Origin of the sequence: Shewanella sp. AS1 (assembly GCF_021412565.1) — a bacterium.
GTDB lineage: Bacteria > Pseudomonadota > Gammaproteobacteria > Enterobacterales > Shewanellaceae > Shewanella.
Genome location: NZ_JAKCLJ010000005.1, coordinates 187,249 through 209,618, shown reverse-complemented (window position 1 = coordinate 209,618; position 22,370 = coordinate 187,249). Strand labels below are relative to the sequence as shown.

Here is a 22,370-nt window from a genome sequence, read left to right as displayed (position 1 = left end):
GAATTAGAGGTAATAGATGACGCCAGAGGAACCAGCTCAATTCACAGGCAAAAAGATCCCATCAGCGCAAATGGACCATGAGCGCTATGAGCGACTCTTTCGGCTTTTTGGTTATCTGATTTTAGTGGTCGCCGTGGCGCTGTCGGCATTTCAAATCTGGCAAGGGATCACCTCCACCATCTCAGCCACCTATTTTCGCCCCGTGCATCTTACCTGGGTGTTAGTGCTGATTTTTCTCCATTATCCGCTAGTCAATAATCGTCAGAGTCCGTTTTATCTCGCCGGTCGAGGCTTAGATCTGCTGCTATGCGCGGCCTGTATCTTTGCTGGCTATCGCCTGTGGATTTTCGACTATAACGATATTGACCATCTGCTCTATGGCCTTAACAAGGTCGATCTTCTCTCAGGCTGCGCCTTAATCGCACTCTTAATGGAAGGCTGTCGCCGCACCGTCGGATGGGTCATGGTATTTATCGCCCTGCTCTTTTTAAGCTATAGCGCGTTTGGTGACTTACTGCCCGGCGCCATGGCCACTAAGTCTTACTCACTGCAGGAGCTTGTCCAGTTTCAGATCTATTCGGCCAATGGCATCTTTGGCTCGGCCTTGGGCATAGCCGCCACCACAGTGTTTGTGTTCGTGCTCTTCGGTGCCTTTCTAGAGGTGACGGGGGCTGGGCAATTTTTTATCGATCTGGCCTTTTCCATTGCCGGGAAATATCGTGGTGGCCCGGCCAAGGCCGCAGTTCTGGCCTCGGCGGGCTTAGGCTCTATCTCAGGCTCGGCCATTGCCAATACGGTCACTACAGGCTCAGTGACCATTCCCATGATGAAGAAACTGGGTTATACACCAGAGCAATCGGCAGGCATAGAAGCCGCGGCCTCAACCGGTGGACAGATCATGCCCCCAATCATGGGCGCCGGCGCCTTCGTAATGGCGCAATTTACCGGCGTGCCCTACAGCGATATCATGCTGGCATCCATAGCACCGGCGATTCTCTATTTCTGCTGCACCTTGCTCTATGTGCACCTGATGGCCTGCAAACTGGATCTCAAGACTCAAAGCCGCACTCAGGCGGTGCTCTCTGTGATCAAAGATGGCGCGCATTACCTGCTGCCGCTGGTGCTGATCACCCTGTTGCTCATGTTGGCTTACTCTCCCCTGTTGGTTGGTGTGGCGGGCTGCGCGGCGGTATTACTCACCTCGGCGCTGCGAAAACACAGTCGTATCGGTCTGGCCAAATTTATCTCAGGCATGAAAAATGGCGCCCTGCTCGCCCTGCCCATTTCCGTTGCCTGCGGCGCGGCCGGAATTATAGTCGGCGTGGTAGGACAAACCGGAATAGGTCTGCAGTTTACTCAGTTTGTAATGGATTTTTCCGGCGGTTACCTATTGGTCGCGCTGCTCTTAGTCAGCATAGTCGCGCTGGTTCTCGGCATGGGGCTGCCGGTCACCGCCGCCTACATTGTTTTAGCTGTGATGGCTGTGCCCATGCTAGGTGACTTCGGCCTGCCTCTGCTGACGGCGCACTTGATCGTTTTTTGGCTATCACAAACTTCCAATGTCACCCCGCCTATCGCACTGGCGGCCTTTGCCGGCGCAGGTGTCGCCAATGCCAATCCGATGAAATCCTCGGTGGAAGCCTTCAAGCTGGCGGGGGGATTATTTATTATCCCCATCATGATGGCCTATACAGATCTGCTGCATTTTGGTGCCGGTATACTCGCCTTCAGTTTTTCGCTGGTGCAAACCGCTGTAGTGATAGTGGCATTGGCTGTGGCAATTGAAGGCTATATGTTCAGGAAACTCAGGCTGATAGAACGTTTGTTCGCCTTTATCTCTGTCCCCCTGCTGCTATTAAAATCTTATGAAACATCGATCATAGGGATAGCCATCATTGTGGTATTAACGGTATTACAGTGGAAAAGCCGAGATAAATTTGAACACTCAAACTGAACTTAATCTTTGAATTGGGGTTTATTTTTGACAATAGACTCCCAGATATCAGAATGAGACAAAGTGGTGGTCATTTTTACGAGGAGATACTATGACACAGGAATACACCCCACCCAAAGTCTGGACCATGGACAGTGAGAATGGCGGAAAATGGGCCAGCATTAACCGTCCCGACTCAGGCTCACGCTATAAGCGCGAGCTCCCTGTCGGCAAACACCCGCTGCAGTTGCACTCCCTTGCCACACCCAATGGTCAGAAAGTGACTATTATGCTCGAAGAGCTGTTAGCCAAAGGAGCCAGTGATGCCGAATATGATGCTTTTCTCATCAACATTGGCGAGAGCGATCAGTTCTCATCGGGCTTTGTGGCGATCAATCCCAACTCCAAAATCCCGGCCCTAATGGATAATTTGGGCGAGCAGCCCGTCAGAGTATTCGAGTCAGGTGCCATCTTGCTTTATCTGGCAGAAAAGTTTGGTCTTTTCCTGCCACAAGATCATGCTAAACGTACAGAAACCCTTAACTGGCTCTTCTGGCTACAAGGCTCGGCGCCCTATTTAGGTGGTGGTTTTGGCCATTTCTATGCTTACGCCCCAGCTAAATTTGAGTACCCTATTAACCGCTTTACCATGGAAACCAAGCGTCAACTGGACTTGTTAGACAAACAGTTAGCCCAGCACACTTATATCGCCGGTGATGAGTACACTATTGCCGACATGGCGATCTGGCCCTGGTATGGCAACTTAGTACTGGGCAAACTCTACGATGCCGCCGAGTTTCTCGATGTGAGCAGCTATCCCAATCTTCAACGCTGGGCAAAAAGCATTGCCGATCGCCCTGCTGTACAGCGCGGTCGTATCGTCAATCGGGTCACAGGTGAAGAGTGGGAGCAGCTGCCCGAGCGCCACAGCGCTGAAGATATAGATAAGGTATTGGCCAAACAGCCCAAATAACGCGGCTCGCCGCCATAGGAAAACAGCCAAAACAAAAACGCCCTTCTGCTACACAGAGGGGCGTCTTTTTGGACCTAAACTATCAATATCAACCTAGACAACGTACTTAGGTGATTAGTCAGTTGAACTGAATTAGTTTAATGGGCTCAGGTTAACGTCGCCACCTGGGCCGTTGTAAGTGAAGGTACGAACATCGCCATCTTCACCCTGGATCTCGGCTTCACCAGTGAAGCCTTGCAGAGCAGCTACATTGTTATCAAATACGAATGGAGTCAGTGTTCTGGTATCAAAGATCACATCGTCACCTTTCTGGTCAACAACTATGTGCGCATCTTGCAGCTCAACGTTGTAAGTTGCAGTACCAGCAACTGGAGTCAATACTACCTTGTTACCGCTAGCAAACAGACGAACTTCTGCTTTCAGGTTGTTAGTGTTAGACCACACATTGAGTAGACCGTCAGAAGTCACAGTCAATACGCCATTGTTGTCTACAACTTTAAGGGTACCTTTCACACCACCGTTAGCATAGTTGATGTCAACATCACAGTTATCATCGTTACCACAATCGATAGCGGCCTGTGCAATCACTTCTAAACTTAGTGTCGTCGCATCGGCGGCAGTCACTACATCGTTAGTGTTTTTGATATCAACACCCACTTTATCTGTGACATAATCTTGAACATCATCAGCGTTACAACCCGTAAGCGCGCCTAACACTAATGCTGAAATTAAAAGTTTTTTCATAATAATCACCTATTTCTATAAATATGAATTAATCGAGTACCTGTCTCTTGAGTTCAATTATTAGCGAGTTACTGTAATAAAAAAACATATTTTTGTAATAAAAATAAAAAGCGTGATCAATCTGACATAAGCACGAATAAAAACCCACAAATTACGCATAAAATACCCATAAATAAGTAGTTTTAGCGAAAAATAATTCAGCAAGGATATGATAACAAAGTTAATAATCTGCCAATAAAATGCAAAAAACCTCACCACAAAGGTTAAAAACAGAGCAAAAAGTATCACAAAAACTCAACAAACAGCCATTTGTGAAACAAAATTACACGAATAACTTTCAATCTCTTTATGACTTAAATAGAAGCACTTGAATACATAAAATAAAAAAGCGGATCTGGTAAATCAGATCCGCTTCTTATCTTGCCGCTATTACTTACTTTTGGATTTCAATTATTCGCTTTTTTTCCAAATGAGTACCAAGCGAGTATCAGGTGAGGGTCAGGCGAGCTTTGCACGAGCCTGATGTAGCTTCTTATAACTCTCAATCAGACGTAAGTGGGGCTCAATGCCTTCGAGCTGCATACTTGTGGGCGTTAAACCCGAGAAACGAATCTCGCCATTCACTGAGCCCACCACCTGGGTCATCACCTCTTCACCAAACATACGCTTAAAGTTATGGATAAAGTGCTCAAGCTCGAGCTCCTCATCTAAGGTAACTTCCAGTACGGCGTTCATCGCCTGATAAAATAGCCCACGCTCGACCGTATTATCGTTAAACTGCAGAAAATCCCCCACCAGCTCGATAGCCTCTTCATGGGCACCGAGGGCAAGATAGATGAGGATCTTCAGCTCTATGATAGTCAGCTGGCCCCAAACCGTATTTTCATCGAAGACGATACCGATCAAGGTACGGATATCTGTGTAGTTATCCAGCTGACTCTCTTCGAGGCGATTGACTAAATCCACTAGGGCATCATGATCCAGCGAGTGCAGATTTAAGATATCTTCACGGAATGCCAGCGCCTTGTTGGTGTTGTCCCAGATAAGATCGTCCACAGGATACACCTCGGAATAGTCGGGCACTAAGATACGACAAGCCGAGGCGCCAAGCTGGTTAAACTCAGCCACATACACCTCTTTATCCAAGGTATCTAAAATGGCAAACAGACCATCGGCCTCCTCCTGATTGCTGCCGGAGAAATCCCATTCACAGAACTTATAATCGGCCTTGCAGCTAAAGAAGCGCCAGGAGATCACCCCAGTCGAATCGATAAAGTGCTCGACAAAGTTTTCCGGCTCGCTCACCGCCATGCTATTAAAGGTAGGTTTAGGCACATCGTTTAACCCCTCGAAACTGCGTCCCTGTAATAGCTCAGTCAAACTACGCTCCAACGCCACTTCGAAACTTGGGTGAGCACCGAAAGAGGCAAACACGCCGCCGGTTTTTGGATTCATCAGGGTCACACACATCACAGGAAAGCGGCCACCTAAGGAGGCATCTTTTACCACCACGGGGAAACCTTGCTCTTCAAGACCTTTGATACCCGCAAGAATGCCGGGATATTTTGCCAGCACAGCTTCGGGAACATCTGGCAGGACTAACTCCTGCTCTATGATCTCCCGCTTCACCGCGCGTTCGAAGATCTCCGACAAACATTGCACCTGGGCTTCCTGCTGGTTATTTCCGGCGCTCATGCCGTTACTGAGGAACAGGTTTTCTATCAGGTTAGAGGGGAAATAGACAGTCTCGCCATCGGAGCGGCGTGTGTAGGGAATAGCACAGATCCCCCGCTCGATATTACCCGAGTTGGTATCGATAAGGTGCGAGCCTCGCAGCTCATCGTCAGGATTGTAGATATTCAGGCAGTAATCATCCAGCAGCCCATCGGGCAACTCATCATCCTCTTCTAAGGCAAACCACTTCTCATTGGGATAATGGACAAACTCACTGGCGGCGATATCGACACCGAAAAACTGATCGTTATAGAAGAAGTTACAGTTTAAACGCTCGATAAACTCACCCAGCGCCGAGCACAGGGCGCTCTCTTTGGTCGCGCCTTTACCGTTAGTGAAGCACATGGGCGAGGCCGCATCACGAATATGCAGCGACCAGACATTGGGCACTATATTGCGCCAGGAGGAGATCTCTATCTTCATCCCAAGATCCGCCAGAATGCCTGTCATATTGGCTATGGTCTGCTCCAGAGGCAGATCTTTACCTAATATATAGGTGCTGGCATCGCCCTTCTGATCCATTAACATGGCATTCGCATCGGCCTCAAGATCCTCAACGATATCCACCTTAAACTCTGGGCCGGTCTGCACCACTTTTTTGACTGTGCAGCGGTCGATGGAGCGTAAAATGCCTTCTCTGTCTTTTTCCGAAATATCCTCAGGCAGCTCGACCTGGATCTGGAAGATCTGGTTATAGCGATCTTCGGGATCGACAATATTATTCTGCGACAGGCGAATATTCTCGGTAGGAATATCCCGCGCCTTACAATAGACCTTCACAAAATAGGCGGCGCACAGGGCAGAAGAAGCAAGGAAGTAATCGAAAGGACTTGGCGCGCTGCCATCGCCCTTATAGCGAATGGGCTGATCTGCGGTAACGATAAAATCGTCAAACTTGGCTTCGAGTCTGAGATTGTCGAGAAAGTTAACTTTGATTTCCATTAAGGTATCCAGGGCTGCAAGATCTCAAACAAACAATGAGATCGATAAAACGAAATTACCCTGAATTATCGGTGTTTTTGACTCAATAGTCTTGGTCTAATTGTGATAAAGCCGTTTGCTGGGCGAGAAAACTAGGATTTGTTGTCCTTATCGCCTTCCCGCTTCATCAATATAAAGGTCAGGTACATCTTAGTCGGCAAAGAGAGCGCCATTCCAAGCGCCACACACAAGGCACTGATAATAATGCCTGTAACGCCCATGGCCTCGATAGTGTCGTTAAAATTATGCAGATAGATACCTAATATAATCAAAGCAATACCTATGGCGATGCAAATTTTCAGCAGTTTGATTAATTTGCTATCCGATATCATCTCTTCCTCTCATGTGAATGGTGAACTGTGAACTGTGAACGCGCTCGTCAGGTTAGATGAGCCAAAACCTATCCGAGTTACCACCATAACAGCTTATCGGCAGGTCGCTCAAATTAACCCCGCCTCCAGATGGAAGTCAAAGCATGCTTAGCCAAGATCACCACAAGCGTGCCGCCCAAGATCATCAAGGCCGCAATTACCAAACGCCCGGAGAGTTCTTCACCAGCAAAGATCACCCCGCCCAGCGCAGCGATAACCGGCACCAACAACTGCACCACTGCCGCCTGAATTGCGCTCAAGCCGCCCAAAGCGATATACCAGATGGTGTAACCTAACCCAGATGTAATGCCGCCGGATATAATGGCCAGCAAGATCCCCTCTTGTGTCCAGGAAAACTGCGAAAAACTTAAAGCCATCAGAATGAGTACCAGAGGCAGAGTGCGTAAAAAATTATAACCTGTGTCCATCAAAGGATTTTTTGAGCCTTTGCCGGCAAAGGTATAAAACCCCCAGGCGGCGCCAGCCAGCGACATCAAACAGAACCCCAATAAAGGTGGGGCGCTTAACCCCGGCAGCAACAGATAGACGAAACCTGAAAAAGCCAGCAGTAACCCGCACCATTCCAAAGCCCGTAATCGACTGCCTGAGGCTAATCCCAACAAGATCAAGGTGAGCTGTACTGAGCCAAACAGGATGAGGGCGCCTACGCCGGTTTCCAGCGAGATATAGGCGAATGAAAATGCGATGGCATAGATAAACAAAAACAGCGCCGAGCGCCAGCTGCCCTTTGAGCTAACCGAATCAGGGCTTTGTTTAAGACCTAAAATAAGCATCAAGACCAGGATCCCAGATAACAGCCGCACGCTGGTAAAACTGGCGGCATCGATAGCCTGCTCACCTAAGGCCAGACGACACAAGACCGAGTTACTGGCAAATGCCAGCAAGGCCAGTGAAGTGCAAAGCATTGTTTTCATCATGGCCGTCATCTTGACTCCTGCATAAGCCACCCAGTTACCACTAGAATATTAACTATTTAAATCATAAGATTAGACTTATCTTATTCAGAGAGTAGAGCGCTTTTTGAGCCCGAAATCAACAGCTAGCCAGCTCAATCCCTATGGCCTCGCTGCAAGTCAGGCCTGGCTTTCTGTTGTGAGCCTTCTGTTTTGAGCTCAGGGCAATTGAAGCAATTAACAAACAACAAAAACGCAACTTAGTCCCGTACTAAACTGTTAATATAGCTTTACAATCTGTCAGCTGGCAGGGAATATCCTGGCTGATTAGCCACACTCAGTTAACAAAAACAATCAAAAGGTTGCAGGGATCACGTAAGATTTAAAAGCTATTTAGCAATCAAGGATTAAGCTGCCGCACTACGCCCCACTAAAAACAGAATATATTAATCCTTTAAAATCACAATATTACATTTAAACTCCGGCACCATTTGCTTTCACAGCTTACAACTGTTCGCGCTGGCAAGCCAAACATCTTGAGTTAAGCAGACTATCCTTACGGCCCTCTTTCCTGCGGCAAAAGGGGGTTTTAGCGAATCGCGGCACCGAGTTGAGCTAGCAAGCTAAAATCCTTAGTATCGAGACTCGACGTGAGCTAGGCCGGAGCCAGCGCGTCTGATACACGGTTTTTAACGGCCTTGTTGTACGTAGAATGCCACCTGTTGCACTTCACCTAAACCAGGCTTATTCAACCTCAATGATAATAACAACGAAAAGGTGATACACCATGGATATGACCCTGACCGAAGAACAGTTAATGATCCAGGACACCGCTCGCCAATTTGCACAAAGCGAGCTACTTCCCGTGGCGGCCAAGTTAGATGAAAACAGCGACCCTCAAGAATGTCGTGACATTCTGCTAAATAATCTCAAGCAATTGGCTGACTTAGGCTTTATGGGCCTTAACGTCAACGCCGATTTCGGCGGCACCGAAGCCGGGACGATTGCCTTTAGCTTAGCCATTACCGAACTTGCCAGAGGTTGCGCAGCTACCGCGGTCACCTGTTCAGTCACCAATATGGCGGCCGAAGTGATCCAGGCTGTGGGTAATCAGGAACAAAAAGAAAAATACCTGCCTTTGATCTGCTCGGGAGAATACGCCGCCGCAGGTTTCTGTTTAACCGAGGCCGGTGCCGGCAGCGATCCCGCCTCGATGAAAACCCGCGCAGTAAAGGATGGTGACCATTACATTCTGAACGGCGCCAAGATGTGGATCACCAGCGCCGAATATGCCGGTGTGTTTGTGGTCTGGGCAGTGACCGACCCCGATGCACCTAAGGGCAAAGGCATCTCCTGCTTCCTAGTGGAAAACGGCACGCCAGGCCTAATCGTCGCCACCCATGAACATAAGATGGGACAAACGGGCTCTGCCACCAATGAAGTCAGATTCGAAAACTGCCGCATCCCCGCCTCGGCTATGATGGGCAAAGAAAACGACGGTTTTAGAACCGCAGTCGCTGAGCTGGCTGGCGGACGGATAGGTGTGGGTTCATTGGCTTTGGGGATTGCCCAGGCCGCTATGGACTACTCGCGCCAATACCTGACCGAAAGAGAGCAGTTCGGTAAAGCTCTGTCCAGCTTCCAAGGGCTGCAATGGATGCTGGCAGATGCTTACACAGATCTGGAAGCCGCCAGACTACTACTGATGAGCGCCGCTTCGCTCAAAGAGCAAGATCAGCCCTTCTCAAAACAGGCCTCAATGGCCAAGCTCTTTGCCACAGAAAAAGCCAACAAAGCCTGTTATACCGCACTACAGATGATGGGCGGTAACGGCTATAGCAAAGAATATCCTCTGGAGCGTTGGGCCCGTGATGTACGCATCACCTCGATTTATGAAGGCACCAGTGAAATTCAGCGGATTATTATTGCCCGCGAACTATTAAAAGAAATTGCCTAAGGATAAGTCGAATGAAGCTACAAAATAAGATTGCGCTCGTTACCGGCGGCGCCTCAGGTCTTGGACGGGCAACCTGTGAACAACTGGTTGAACAAGGCATGAAAGTGGCCATTTGGGATCTCAATGAAGATGCAGCCCAGCAGGCTGTAGCCGAATTAGGGACAGACAATGCCATCTACAGCCTGGTCGATGTCACCAGCGAGGAGGCCGTTGAAACGGCCATGGAGCAACTCTTGGCTCACTACGGCGCACTGCACCTGTGTGTCAACTGCGCCGGGATTGCCCCTGCGGCCAAGGTACTGGATCGTGACGGCAATGCCATGGCGTTAAGCAAGTTTGCCAGCGCCATCAACATCAACCTGGTAGGCACATTTAATGTAGCGCGCGTAGCTGCTCAAGCCATGGCGAAAAACGAGCCCATGGGCGAAGCCCTCGAACGCGGCGTTATCGTTAATACCGCCTCGGTCGCAGGTTTCGAAGGACAGATGGGGCAAGCAGCCTATGCGGCCAGCAAGGGCGGCATCATAGCACTGAGTCTGCCTATGGCTAGAGATCTGGCCAAAACAGGAATTCGAGTCAACGCCATCGCCCCTGGCATCATGGGCACGCCTATGTTGCTGGCCATGCCAGAAAACGTACAGGAAAGTCTGGTGGCCAACATTCAGTTTCCCAAACGTATGGGCCAGCCAAAAGAGTTTGGCGATCTGGTGGCGCACATCGCCTCCAATGCCTATATCAACGGCGAAACCATCCGCTTGGACGGTGCCATTCGGATGCAGCCAAGATAAGCTGGCATCAAGATCATAAAAGCGCCCGTTGGCGCTTTTTTTCTGGGCCCCTCAGAATGAGAACTCCTTGAGCAAAAATCTGCGATTGCCTACAATGTCAGTGCATTTATTTCTAACAGATAAGTATTATGACAGACACCACACCACCAGCATTACCGGATCGTCTTTCGGTGAACCCACGCAGCCCCCACTTTGTGGCTGAAATTTTCGAGCACGATGTCGGCATTCGCTTCAACGGCAAAGAGCGTTTCGATGTCGAGGAGTATTGTATCAGCGAAGGTTGGGTCAAGGTTTCAACCAAGTCGTTAGATCGTCGCGGTCAACCTCTACTGCTTACCCGCAAAGGCACAGTAGAAGCCTTCTACCGTTAAGCGATAAGCGCTAATCGATAGACAAAAACCTGAATAAAAAAGCGAATCTATGATTCGCTTTTTTGTTTGGATATGTCCCTTATCCCGCAAGTATCCAATAAAGGGTTACCAGTTATAGCTAAGGTTCGCGCTGATGCGGCGTGACTCGCCATAGTAGCAGATACCATAGTCACATCCGGTGAGATATTCCTTATCTGCCAGATTGTTCAGGTTAAGCTGCAGACTCAGCTTATCGGTAAAGGCATAACTTGCCATGGCATCGAACAGGGTATAGGCCGGTACTTTATCATTGATAAAATAGAGGTTATCGACACTGGTGCCGGTATAACGCACACCCGCGCCCAGGGTTAACCCCTCAATCCCTAAGCCCGTCAGATCATAATGCACCCAACCGCTTGCCAAATGATGCGGCACCATGGACTTGCGTACCTCGTTGGCACCTGTGCGGGCATCGAGATAAGTGTAGCTGGCGGTGAAGCTTAAATTTTCGCTTGCCTGCACCTTACCTTCAAACTCCATCCCTTGAGTCGAAACCTTATCGGTTTGGCTACTGGTCAGGGCGCCATTGCTGTCGATAGCACTTGAGGTAGCATTTTGTTGCTCCAGATCGAACCAGGCCAGGTTAATGTAACCATTCATCCACTCAGGTTCATACTTGACCCCGACCTCATACTGGCTGCTTTCTACCGGCTTATAGAGCTTATTGGTGATGTAATCTAAGCTGCTCATCACATAGAAAGACTCTGAGTAGCTGACATAGGGTGACATGCCGTTATCTGCTTGATACATCAGGCTGGCGTTCAGTGACAGCTGGCTGTCGTCGATAGCATCCTGATACAGCCCCTGATTCTCCACTTCGAACCAGTCATAACGAGCCCCGATATTGGCTATCCAGCTGTCCTGCCACTTAGTGTTGAACTGGGAGTAGACACCCAACTGCTGCTTAGTGATCTCATTATCATACAAGGTCAACACAGGCACATTGCCGTAAGTCGGGTTGAGTGCATCGACACTGCCCACCCAGGCACCGCTGCCATTGCCTTTAAATTCATTCACATGGTGCTGGATATCCGCCCCCACAAGGAAACGGTATTCAAAGTCTGCACTATCCCACTCGGCCGTAGCGTTATTGTCTAAGGTAAAACTGTCAACTGTTCCATCGTTGATGAGTGTGTAGCGGTTCAGGGTATAGTGATCTGCCGACGGGTCCCAGGGCGAACCATAGGCAGAAGTACTACGCAGATACAGATCTGTATGGGCGTAGTTGGCATTCTGTTTCAGTGTCCAGGTATCGTTCAGATAATGGCGTAGCTGATAACCTAAGGAGAATTGTGTCTTATCAAACTCATCATCGCCCGGCTCACCATAGTTAGTGGTCGGATCGATTGTCTCGCCGTTAGGCAAGGCGTAACGAGTACCATACATGGGGAAGAAGCCATTTTGCGGTACCCCTTCATCTTTCAGGAAGCTGCCAAGCAGCGTCAGCGAAGTATCGTCATTAAAATCGATGGCATAACTAGGCGCAAGGTAAACACGGTCATATTCTGTGCCATCCAGCTCACCCTCTTTTTGATCGGCCATCATCACCAGACGGTAACGCTGACTGCCCTCATCATTGGCCCAGCCAGAATAGTCTGCCGCGATACCGGCATAACCTTTATTGCCGCCAGAGAGGCTGACATTGCCTTGGGGATTATCGGTTGGCTTTTTCTGCACTGCGTTCACTAAACCGCCAGGCATGGAATCACCATAGAGCACAGAAGAGGCGCCCTTGATAAGCTCAACACGCTCCAGGGCATAGGGCTCGACTGTCCAAGCAAAGAACCCCTCTTTATACAGGCGGTTACCGTCTAACAACACGCTAGGTTCAAAGCCACGAATGTACATCCAGTCGGCATCGTTATCGGCGCCATAGGGAGAAGTAAAACCCGCACTGTAACGGAAGGTCTCATCCAATTTTTGCACATCTCGCATCTGCAGTTCACTGCTGTCGATAATGTCTACAGACTGAGCCGTCTCCGCCATGGGCGCTGACTGCTTTAATGCCGAGGCACTCACCACTATGGTTTCCATCGCTTCGCTTTCAGCCGTGGCCTCTTCGGCCATAGCATGAGCCGTTAGGGCAAATGAGAGAGGCAGCAGGCTTAGGCTAAGTGCATGACGAATAGACTGACCGAGTGGTGTTGGACGTGTAACGACCATATTCATAATCCCCTGAGAATCGTTGAGCATCTGAGAACAGTTGAGAATGGTTCTCATTATTTTTAATTGTCACGATTGTACCTGCCTTTTTTAACGATGAAAAGTCAAATGAGAATTAATCTTATTTTTATTAACCGAGATCAAATTTTGACTTCCCCATTGATCCGGCTCACTTGCGCGGCCGACTCAGTGCCAGTTTCGCCTCCTGCTTTTGACTGCCCAAAAGCCGCTCTGTGTCGGGTCATTTTCGAGTGAAATAAAAGAGTGACATAAAAAAATCCCAGTGATATTTCACTGGGACTTTTATCTGAGCGTGAACTTAATCTCAGCCTAAGGTCGAAATGACGGCGACCTAGGCGAGTTAAGCGACACCTTTACTTAGTGGATATTACGTTTACGTCTGATTGCCAATGGCACCAGAGTCAGTAGCAACCAACCCAATGCACCACCTGAGTTGCTCTCTTCTTCCTCAGCCTCGGCTTCAACTTCAGTTTCTGAGCCAGTGCCAACTTCAGTTTCAGTTTCGGTTTCAGTCTCTTCTTCAACTTCAATCTGCTCTTCGACTTCGCCCTCTTCTACCTCAGCCTCTTCTTCGGTCTCGGTAACAAACTCACAGCTACCATCGTCCGTATTGGCAAATGGGTCGAAGTTAGTGGCATCGGCATCGATACAACCCAGTTCGATACCATCAGAACCGACGATCAGCTTGAAGCTGGTTGAAGTCGCATCACCAGAATTTACCGAATCACGTACAGTCACAGTCACCTCAGTTTCACCGTTAAAGTGTTTCTTCGGTGTCAGAGTAACTTTGCTACCTGAAGTATTACCGTCAATTTCAGCAGAGAAGTTGTCACCGGTCACTTCGATGATGTTACTCACCTGATTTTCATCAGAGTAGTAAACTTCAAAGCTCACTTCTTCGTTCTCTTCGGTAAAGATATTGCCAATTTCAGCGATAACAATGTTACCAGTCACTTCCACTTGCAGTTCAAGCTGCTCTACATCTGAACCCACTAGGTGGTTTTCAACCACAAGTGTTTGCGTGGTGCCAGCAGCCTTTTCAGAAACATACGCGTTAAACTTAACGTTGAACTGTGACTGCTCAGGACCGGTGTAGTCCATACAAACCACATACTTATCGCTTAGCACATCACCAAGGTTATCGTAAGCAACAGAATCACCTAAGTTCAGATCGATAGGCATATCACCATCGACAATGATACGGCCATCGGCAGCCTTAAAGCCTATCGTACCTTGAGAGTCAACCATCTGTAGGTTGTCGTAGGCAAACAGCATCTCGTACTTACCTGGCTCATAGTTGATGTTCATACGCAAGAACATCTCAAAGTCCACCAGTTGACCAGGAGTACTGGTACGCTCAACGTTATCCCACTCAAGCACTAACCACTCACGTGACTGAGTATAAGTTGGGGTAATACCCGCATTAAGATGATATTGACCATATCCGCCATCAAAGCGTTCAGGAATAGTGTTATCACCCACCCAATATGGTGCGATCACGTACTCAGGTACCATGTTATGCGCTCGTGGGAACTCAACATGGAACGAAGGAATACGACGCGCCGAGTTAAAGCTGATAAGACCCGCTGGACTCAATCTCACTGTATCAACATGGTATTTGTTGAAGAACGGGAAGCTAATGTCCGCAGAGGTATTCATCAGATCGCTTAGCTTATATTCGAAGTAATTAAGGTAATCACCTTCGACGCCTTCTAAGGTTCTCCAACCTAGGCCTTCTTTGAGTTCAAGATAACCAGGAGAAGGAGAATTAGCCGCCGTCAATGAACACATAGGATCATTTTGGTTATTGGTGATCGTATAGTTGCGCACCACATCTTTAGTGGTTTGCTGAACCCCTTCCAGAGACAGGCTGTTAGCTTCTAATACCGGCACACCAGGCGTTGCATGAGATGCCATAACACTGTCAGGAATGATCTGAATACCTTCAGGGAAATTAGCATTTAACGCAAAGTCACGAGCACTGTCTTCGTTGTTAGCAATGACGCTGATTTCGAATTCAAGAACATCACCAGGCTTAGCATTTTGCTTATTAACACTGAAGTTAACATCCTGATCGATCTGATTGATGATCACAGGGACAAAACCTAAGTTACCTGCATCATTGGCGTTAGAACCGATATCGAAACCACCGAAGTAAGTATCGCCTACTTGCATCTCAGGTAGGTTATAAGCCATCTCTAGCTGGTACTCTGAGTAACCTGGGATTTGTGAAGGTGCGCTCACAGTTAAGTTCGCGTTATCTTCGGTCACCAAAGCGGTTGAGATAGTGATATCACGGCCCATATCCTCTTCACCATAAGAGATGGTGGCCAGGTTCATATAGACGGTGAAGTAACGACCAGCTTGCGGATCGGTAATAGTACAGAAGTTAGCAATGCTGTAAGTGGTAGACATACATAGGGTTTCATCCATTGACGGCAAACCATCACCATCACTGTCTTGCCCCATGAATACCAGCACACGCTCAAACTCATCACCAACGACACTTCCAGCTAGTAACTTAGTACCTTCAGGAACCTCGGTCCACTGAACATGGTTAGGGTTATATTGGCCCTCACCCTCTTCACCATCGAGTAGATCGAACGGATCGCTACCTGTCACATCGGTATACAGATGAACCGTTTCATCGGTACCTTTCACCATACCGTAGCTACGTGCCGTAAAATCAGTGATCTCAGCCGTATTGAACGGTCCAACGTTCAAGGTCGATGAGGTGCGGTGAGCATTGATCTTCAGGTACTCTGGTAGACCCGAATCACCGTTATAAGTCCAAACTGGTAGTTCAAGTACAGGTGAGCTCGGGATATCCGAAACCAGTCTGATTAGACCTTGGTTACCAATTAAATCTTGATAGATAGTAGCCGAGACATTTTGTGCTGCCTTAGCGGTGATCACTAACGATTGAGTTTCACCTTTCTTCAAGCTAAAGCTTGTTGGTTGCACTGAAATATCGAAGTTACCAATCATGGTTTCGGTATCAATAGTCCAGCTGGCATCTTCCGTCGCCTTAAAGGTACGAACAAATGAACACTCATGTGGACAGTCGTTATCGACCATGTAAGCGGTGTTCAGATTCTTCGGATGACCACCCAAACTCGGGTTAGCGGCACCCATGTTTTCGATAGACTCATCAAGCACTAGACCGACTTTATCTGCCAACTCAACATGCATACGACCCGCACCCGCATCATGTAAACCGGTGATCTCATCATAATCGCTGTAGTTATCCAGGAATCCTGCGTTAGTTAAGGTTTTTGAAGCCGTCATCATCAACGCCGACTGAACTTCCATTGGCGTCCAATATGGATGAGATTGACGCAGCAATGCCGCAGCCCCTGCAACATGAGGACTTGCCATCGAAGTACCAGACAGCGTCGCCCACTCACCAGAATAAGGGTTGCTGGTGAAAGGTTGATCGTCAGATGCCGCCGCGAAGATATCCACGCCAGGTGCTGCAATATCAACGAACAGAGTATCGATACCAAAATAAGATGGACCACGGCCAGAGAAATTGGCAACGCGCTCTTTATCTACATCGGTGATTTCACCAGCGCTCGCCGTCAGAGTCCCCATGTGACCTGTACCTGAGTTCACCCAAGTACGTAACGCTTTACCATCATCGAAACCTATTAAGGTGCCAGGAATTGAATAAGGAATACCTGGGATATTAGTATCTTGGAATGAATACTGGTTAGTGATGATCACGCCTTCTGCGCCACCCGCCTTAACGTTATCCGCCTTAAAAAGTAGCGGTCTTGAACTGCGGTTACAGATAACGATCACATCCTGCTGACTCTCGTCGATATCAACGGTGGCTGGATCATCAGCTAAATCAAACGTGCCCGCTGGGAATGGATTATCACAGTTCTTAATGTTTGGTGCGTAACTCTCATTCGGGTTAGCAAAATTAGTCGCATCGACAATCATGCCAGAGGCAGACTTAAACGACTTACTCGCGCCTATGATGTCCGCTGGTACCTCAGTGTCACCACCTGACATCTGCTCAACACCATTGTCGGCAAACGTCACAATCTGATCGGCAGTATGTGCTGCCACTGTGGTTACCCAAGGCGATGAGTGATCCGCCGATTGTAGGTAAGGACCTGAGTTACCTGCTGCTACCGCGACGAATACGCCTGAAGCGGCTGCGTTATAGAAGGCCTGCTCGATTGGCTCCAGCCAAGGATCTTCTTCAAGTCCACCTAGAGATGCGTTGATCACATCCACATTATCGATAGCCGATTGCTCAACCGCGGCAAGGATCGCAGAAGTCGGACAACCTGCGTATGGATCGCCCGATCCACCAGGCCAACATACCTGATACGCGATGATGTTAGCGTGCGGTGCCATACCTGAAACCTGTGGCAATACCAAACCGGTTTCAATCCCTTTACCATCTGGGGTGTTTTCAGAAATAACGTGAGCGACGTCCGTCAATACGTTACCCGCAACGGTTCCCGCGACGTGAGAGCCGTGATTGTTATAGTCTTCACCTATGGCTGGACGACTTTCGCTAAATACTGGATCACTATAAGCCTGAGTGATTTCAGGGTACGAATAAACCCCGATCAGCTTATCGTTACAATATTCAGGCGAATCGGCGCAGTCACCTAAGTAGCCAGTTCCTAATGGATTAGTGTGTTGATAGCCATCACCACCTACGGCAGCAAATGAAGGATGGTCTGTGTTGATACCGGTATCGATAATACCGACAACCATACCTTCACCCTTGTTTGAGCTATTTAACGCGCTACCAGTCCAAACACTGGTGGCACCGGTTTGCTCTGGCGTGCTGAAGGTTTTTAGCTCGTAAATTTTTTCACGGGTAATACGCTTAACACCAGGAACCTTGGCAAGCTTGGCAGCTTGCTCTTGGGTCAGCTCAGTCACAAAACCGTTCAGAGCGACCGAGAACTCACGGCCCACCTGAACATCTAAACCTTGCAGTGCTTGCGCTTGAGAAACCACGTTGGCACGTTTTTGTGCAAGGTAGCTGCTATAGGCCTGAATTTGCGGCTGGTTCAGATTTAATGGCGCCTTAGAGATACGCGCCTTAGACACCGTTTGCTGAGTCGACGCTAAACCGCTAACGCCACCGCTATAGGTAGAGACAGGCGCATCGCTTAACTGAATGATGTACTTGTTAACGCCAGTGACATCATCTTCAGGCGTAAACACTGAGCGCTGTTTTCTAATGGTCTTATTGACCTGATTCTCCCAAGTATATTGCTCGGGTTGAATCGGTTGTGGAGCATAGTCTGCTGGCGCCGTCGTCCATTGTGAACTGTCGACTCCCGCATTTATCGCATCTGCCGCAGCCATCGAGCCGCCTACATATAAGGCAGCGGCAACCATAGTTGCGACTCTATTGAGTTTAAGCATTTTCTGTCCTTAGTGATCTTTGCGAAATCGTTACCTTTTGGTAACAATTTTGAAACGTCGCAAATAATCACCTCACAAGGCAACAGCGTCAATTCACCGGCCGCATTTGCTACAAAATGCTACACACAAACAAAGGGTTACATTAAATCCAAGCAAGATAAATCACTATAAAACTCACAGAGTTACATCTTGAGGAACAGTATTAACAGGGAGAGATGTTAATAAATTAAGGCATGGCTTGATACTGTGATATTCACCAAAAAAACAAAAGGCCAGTCCATAACAGACCAGCCTTTTTGGTTGGAACTAGCGAGGCCTCTGTTCAAGGGCCATAGTTGGTCGCAAGGTAAGTGAGCACCGCCTCATGCTCCTCAGGGGTTAGTTCAGTCATGCCCTGCTCTTCTACCATCCACTCGAGCGTATGCTCCCACCTTTGTCGACTCAAGCCTTGCTGTGTGACCAGATATAGCGAGTGGCAAGCAGAGCAAACGGACGCGACCAACGCCATGTTCTCCCCTGGCGCTAAAATGCCATCGCCTGGGGATTTGATCGACGTACTCTCAGCCTTGTCTGCAGCCACGTCTGCAACATCAGTTTGCCAGTTTGGCGGCGAAGGATTCTTAGTTGCCAGCCAGGCGATAATGGCCGCTCGGGCGCCAGCATCCTTCACCCCGAGATAGACCATCTTAGTACCGGGAGCAAACTCGCTGGGCGATGCCAAAAAACCATCCAGTTTGTCGCCAGTCCAGCGTCCCAGATGCTGCTTGAGTCCGTCACTGTAACTAAAACCCTCTACGCTGGCGATATCACGCTCTGCCAGCCCCCACAAAGGAGGGCCGACTAACGTAACACCGCCTGGCTCAAACTGATGACAGGCCATACACACCCTAGCCTGCTGCTCCCCTGCCTGAATCAAGTTATCATCGGCCGTCACAGAACCTATTAAGATAAACGGCAGACTGAGCAGAGATAACCAGCTTGTCCTGTGTCTCTTCATCCACTTTATCCTTTTACAATCAAGGCAATGCGATGAAAGGTATTGTTAAGATAGCCTTTAGGGTTCCAGGCGATGGCAAATGGCTGACTAATTCCCTTATCATCAGTCGCCTTGGCCCAGACCTCGTAATAACCCGCCTGGGGAAACTTCACCTTGGCCTTAAAGGTCTGCCATGCCCCTGTATTATTGGGCTTAGCAAGATCCGCATCCATCCAGGTGGCACCGAAATCGATTGAGACCTGCACCTTTTTGACCATGCGATCGCCAGACCAGGCATGACCCCGTATCATGGCTTCGCTGCCATTCACTTGGGAATTCGTCTGAGGCGAGGTGATCAGGGATTTCACCGGCATACGCTCGATGATCTCAAAATCCTCTTTCGCCACCTCTTCACCCGGGGCGATGGGGCGATTAGGTACGCGATATGCTGTGCCCATCATCTTAGGGCCGTCGTGGATCTGATCGCGAATTTGAATACGTTTGAGCCATTTTTGTGAGCAGGAACCTGGCCAGCCTGGGATCACCAAACGCAGCGGCGCCCCATTCATAGGATGCAGAGCCTCACCGTTTTGCGCAAAGGCGATAAGGTTCTCTTTGCCCATGGCCTTGACCATTGGTACCCCACGGGAAATAGGCAATTTACTTGCATCTCCCGACAGATGAGTATCGGCGCCATAATGGGCGGTATAGACAGCGTCTTTCTTCACACCCGCAGCTTTAAGCACATCCGCCAGACGCACCCCAGTCCAGTTTGAGCAAGCAACCGCGCCATAGGTCCACTGGTTACCACTGGCTTTAGGATCGAAAAACGCGCGGCCATTGCCGCCACACTCCACCACTAATTGCTGCTCAACCACCTCAAAGTTCTTCTTCAAATCTGCGATAGACAGTGTCAGAGGCTTATCCACTAAACCATCTATAGTGAGCTTCCAACTGGCGGGATCGGCCTGCATAGGCGGAATACCGTTATTGCGAATGAAATGATGCTTGGTGGGCGTCACATCATCATCTAGCAGATGCGGTGGGGTTTCGGCATTCATTGGCCTGTCGTTGAGTACCGTCAGACCATCTTTGCCCTCGATAACCACATTATCCAGGCCTTCGGCGAACGCGGCAGGAATGATGCCCGCCGGCATATTGCGATGAAACGGAATGGCGCCCCCCAGCACAGCGGCCATGGTCGCTAGACCCGCCCCTTTTAAAAAGCCTCGGCGGTCGGGGTAACTGACTCGGCCGAAGATCTTTTCATCGGCCGATTCGGGATTATTTTCGTAGTACTTATAGATGCCTTGAGTCTGGTTTTTGTCGAGCTTTTTCATGTTGCGTTCCTTTTTGGCCAACGCCCAAGAACCGCTACTTCACTCCTGGTTCAACTGTTCGTAAAACCAATTAGTTCCCAAATAAACATCAGCCAGCTGATTGCTGACTAACCCTAGACAATTGATCGTCTGAACACTCGGCACCATGAAAAACAAAACAACTCAAGACTTGTATATTACAGGTGAGCCACAGCAAGCTAATCGCTCTGCCCTACTCTTTATACGGGTCTTTATACAAGCGATACAGGCTTATACAAGCGGGAATGGATCAGAAAATAACAGACCTATTTTCAGCCTCATCCCCTTGATTCGAGTGAGATTAGACGAATCCAATTCACATACAGCCCTTATATATTAGATTATTTTCAAGTAAACGAAAGTTTGAGCCTAGCACCACTGAAAATCCTAGATTTCACTTCACTTTTTATTAGCTTGCAGCAAACAAGACTCACTCTATTAGCGAAAAAGAGTGTAAGAAAACCTCTGATCTTCCGCAGCGCTAGCTAGCCTGATAAACATCTGTAAAAACGACATCAGGTAATATCACTTAATATCAGTTATTTACTCAACTTGACTCAGCCACTCCAGCTGTAAATTTTTATTGACTAATCAGCTGCCAAAACAGAGAGAATGAGTCTTTCTCCCTCTCCTAGACACCTTATGACTATTGCTATAGTCTGCTACGCCAAGCATAGCTCAGGCGACATAAGATACTCACCTGCAACAGATAAAACAGAAAGTGGACAGTTTATTTAAGCTAGGTTTCGAGCTTGATTAAGACTGAGTTTGATAAGGTCTAACTTGATTTAGGCCGAAATTGTTTCAGCCTAGTTTGCTTAAGGCTTGTCTGAGAGCTTGTTGAACCTTTTTTAGGGCTTGTCCATTAACCGGCAATAATTTTTTTGAGGCATCATGCAAGAAATCGCACTACTTTATATCACCTCATTTTTCACCATGATCAACCCTTTGGGGTGCATTCCTTTGTACATCGCCCTCACTCAGGGATTTAGTTCGATTCAATGTCGCAAGGTGGTGATAAAAGCCACTGTCACAGCCTTTATCTTGCTGACCCTGCTCGCATTTGCCGGACAATGGGTTTTTGCCTTTTTTAATATTTCAATCGACGGCCTTAAAATTGTCGGTGGCTTTATCTTTTTCCGGATGGGTTATGAGATGCTCAGCGGTCGCTCTGTGACTAAACGCATCGAAAATGAGAGTGATACATCCTTCGCCAATGAAATTGCCATTACGCCCTTGGCTATTCCCATGATTTGCGGGCCTGGTGCTATCACTATGGCGATACTTTTTATGGAGCAAGCGACCGATTTACAGTCCCAATCGATTCTTATTGGCAGTATCGCACTGGTGTCGATATTGACCGGCTTCATGCTGCTGGCAGGCAAGAAAATTCTTAACTTTTTGGGTGACAGTGGCGCGAAAGTGATGATGCGCTTAATGGGACTGGTGGTCATGCTGATAGGCGTCGAGTTTTTCTTTACCGGTGTCACCCCTTACGTACAAAAAATGTTGATGATCACTGCCGGGTAATCTAATCCATAGGTTTTAGAGCCGCACCTTGCCAAAACGCCCATTGCCAAAGCGCCCTTGGCTAGATGACTGAGCCTCTGCTGCTTACTTTCAATTTTAATTGACCACTGCACT

General features: G+C 48.5%; 14 protein-coding genes. 6 read left to right on the top strand and 8 right to left on the bottom strand.

Features of this window, described 5'->3' with window-relative positions:
• Positions 1-16: 16 nt before the first annotated feature.
• Positions 17-1,954, top strand: a complete 1,938-nt coding sequence (locus tag LZP69_RS09470) for a TRAP transporter permease (protein ID WP_234200105.1) — start codon at positions 17-19, stop codon at positions 1,952-1,954.
• 91 nt (positions 1,955-2,045) lie between these two features.
• A complete protein-coding gene (yghU, locus tag LZP69_RS09465; RefSeq protein WP_234200104.1) occupies positions 2,046-2,906 on the top strand; it encodes a glutathione-dependent disulfide-bond oxidoreductase in 861 nt (286 codons plus the stop codon).
• Between the two features lie 132 nt (positions 2,907-3,038).
• On the opposite strand, the gene LZP69_RS09460 is transcribed toward yghU, so the two are convergent.
• The 4 genes from LZP69_RS09460 to LZP69_RS09445 form a co-directional block, all read right to left on the bottom strand.
• Positions 3,039-3,650: a hypothetical protein gene (locus tag LZP69_RS09460; protein ID WP_234200103.1), complete on the bottom strand. Its 612-nt coding sequence runs from the start codon at positions 3,648-3,650 to the stop codon at positions 3,039-3,041.
• Between the two features lie 498 nt (positions 3,651-4,148).
• On the bottom strand, positions 4,149-6,326 hold the full coding sequence (locus LZP69_RS09455; RefSeq protein ID WP_234200102.1) for an OsmC domain/YcaO domain-containing protein: 2,178 nt from the start codon (positions 6,324-6,326) through the stop codon (positions 4,149-4,151).
• A gap of 131 nt (positions 6,327-6,457) precedes the next feature.
• On the bottom strand, positions 6,458-6,697 hold the full coding sequence (locus LZP69_RS09450) for a hypothetical protein (RefSeq protein ID WP_267962061.1): 240 nt from the start codon (positions 6,695-6,697) through the stop codon (positions 6,458-6,460).
• A gap of 113 nt (positions 6,698-6,810) precedes the next feature.
• On the bottom strand, positions 6,811-7,674 hold the full coding sequence (locus tag LZP69_RS09445; protein ID WP_326490258.1) for a DMT family transporter: 864 nt from the start codon (positions 7,672-7,674) through the stop codon (positions 6,811-6,813).
• A gap of 763 nt (positions 7,675-8,437) precedes the next feature.
• Between LZP69_RS09445 and LZP69_RS09440 the strand changes: the two genes are divergently transcribed.
• From LZP69_RS09440 to LZP69_RS09430, 3 genes are all read left to right on the top strand, one after another.
• A complete protein-coding gene (locus LZP69_RS09440; RefSeq protein WP_234200101.1) occupies positions 8,438-9,607 on the top strand; it encodes an acyl-CoA dehydrogenase family protein in 1,170 nt (389 codons plus the stop codon).
• Positions 9,608-9,618: 11 nt separating this feature from the next.
• A complete protein-coding gene (locus LZP69_RS09435; protein ID WP_234200099.1) occupies positions 9,619-10,395 on the top strand; it encodes an SDR family NAD(P)-dependent oxidoreductase in 777 nt (258 codons plus the stop codon).
• A gap of 128 nt (positions 10,396-10,523) precedes the next feature.
• Complete coding sequence (locus LZP69_RS09430) at positions 10,524-10,766, top strand: DUF3297 family protein (RefSeq protein WP_234200098.1); 243 nt, start codon at positions 10,524-10,526, stop codon at positions 10,764-10,766.
• Between the two features lie 105 nt (positions 10,767-10,871).
• Here the strand turns inward: LZP69_RS09430 and LZP69_RS09425 are convergent, their stop codons facing one another.
• The 4 genes from LZP69_RS09425 to LZP69_RS09400 form a co-directional block, all read right to left on the bottom strand.
• Entirely contained in the window at positions 10,872-13,025 is a 2,154-nt protein-coding gene (locus tag LZP69_RS09425) for a TonB-dependent siderophore receptor (protein WP_234200096.1), read from the bottom strand.
• A 321-nt stretch (positions 13,026-13,346) separates the two neighbouring features.
• The gene (locus LZP69_RS16680) at positions 13,347-18,392 is read right to left on the bottom strand and encodes a S8 family serine peptidase (protein WP_326490257.1); all 5,046 of its coding nucleotides are present in this window, start codon (positions 18,390-18,392) and stop codon (positions 13,347-13,349) included.
• 322 nt (positions 18,393-18,714) lie between these two features.
• On the bottom strand, positions 18,715-19,389 hold the full coding sequence (locus LZP69_RS09405) for a c-type cytochrome (RefSeq protein WP_234200094.1): 675 nt from the start codon (positions 19,387-19,389) through the stop codon (positions 18,715-18,717).
• A 5-nt stretch (positions 19,390-19,394) separates the two neighbouring features.
• A complete protein-coding gene (locus tag LZP69_RS09400) occupies positions 19,395-20,708 on the bottom strand; it encodes a molybdopterin-dependent oxidoreductase (RefSeq protein ID WP_234200092.1) in 1,314 nt (437 codons plus the stop codon).
• 912 nt (positions 20,709-21,620) lie between these two features.
• On the opposite strand from LZP69_RS09400, the gene LZP69_RS09395 reads away from it, so the two are divergent.
• Positions 21,621-22,256, top strand: coding sequence for a MarC family protein (locus tag LZP69_RS09395; RefSeq protein WP_234200091.1), 636 nt, complete (start codon positions 21,621-21,623; stop codon positions 22,254-22,256).
• Positions 22,257-22,370 lie beyond the last annotated feature (114 nt).

Coding starts and splice junctions, on each gene's coding strand:
- LZP69_RS09440 (WP_234200101.1), top strand. CDS start 8,438: ATGGATATGACCCTGACCGAAGAACAGTTAATGATCCAGGACACCGCT.
- LZP69_RS09430 (WP_234200098.1), top strand. CDS start 10,524: ATGACAGACACCACACCACCAGCATTACCGGATCGTCTTTCGGTGAAC.
- LZP69_RS09455 (WP_234200102.1), bottom strand. CDS start 6,326: ATGGAAATCAAAGTTAACTTTCTCGACAATCTCAGACTCGAAGCCAAG.
- LZP69_RS09450 (WP_267962061.1), bottom strand. CDS start 6,697: ATGATATCGGATAGCAAATTAATCAAACTGCTGAAAATTTGCATCGCC.
- LZP69_RS16680 (WP_326490257.1), bottom strand. CDS start 18,392: ATGCTTAAACTCAATAGAGTCGCAACTATGGTTGCCGCTGCCTTATAT.
- yghU (WP_234200104.1), top strand. CDS start 2,046: ATGACACAGGAATACACCCCACCCAAAGTCTGGACCATGGACAGTGAG.
- LZP69_RS09435 (WP_234200099.1), top strand. CDS start 9,619: ATGAAGCTACAAAATAAGATTGCGCTCGTTACCGGCGGCGCCTCAGGT.
- LZP69_RS09425 (WP_234200096.1), bottom strand. CDS start 13,025: ATGAGAACCATTCTCAACTGTTCTCAGATGCTCAACGATTCTCAGGGG.
- LZP69_RS09470 (WP_234200105.1), top strand. CDS start 17: ATGACGCCAGAGGAACCAGCTCAATTCACAGGCAAAAAGATCCCATCA.
- LZP69_RS09395 (WP_234200091.1), top strand. CDS start 21,621: ATGCAAGAAATCGCACTACTTTATATCACCTCATTTTTCACCATGATC.
- LZP69_RS09445 (WP_326490258.1), bottom strand. CDS start 7,674: ATGATGAAAACAATGCTTTGCACTTCACTGGCCTTGCTGGCATTTGCC.
- LZP69_RS09405 (WP_234200094.1), bottom strand. CDS start 19,389: ATGAAGAGACACAGGACAAGCTGGTTATCTCTGCTCAGTCTGCCGTTT.
- LZP69_RS09460 (WP_234200103.1), bottom strand. CDS start 3,650: ATGAAAAAACTTTTAATTTCAGCATTAGTGTTAGGCGCGCTTACGGGT.
- LZP69_RS09400 (WP_234200092.1), bottom strand. CDS start 20,708: ATGAAAAAGCTCGACAAAAACCAGACTCAAGGCATCTATAAGTACTAC.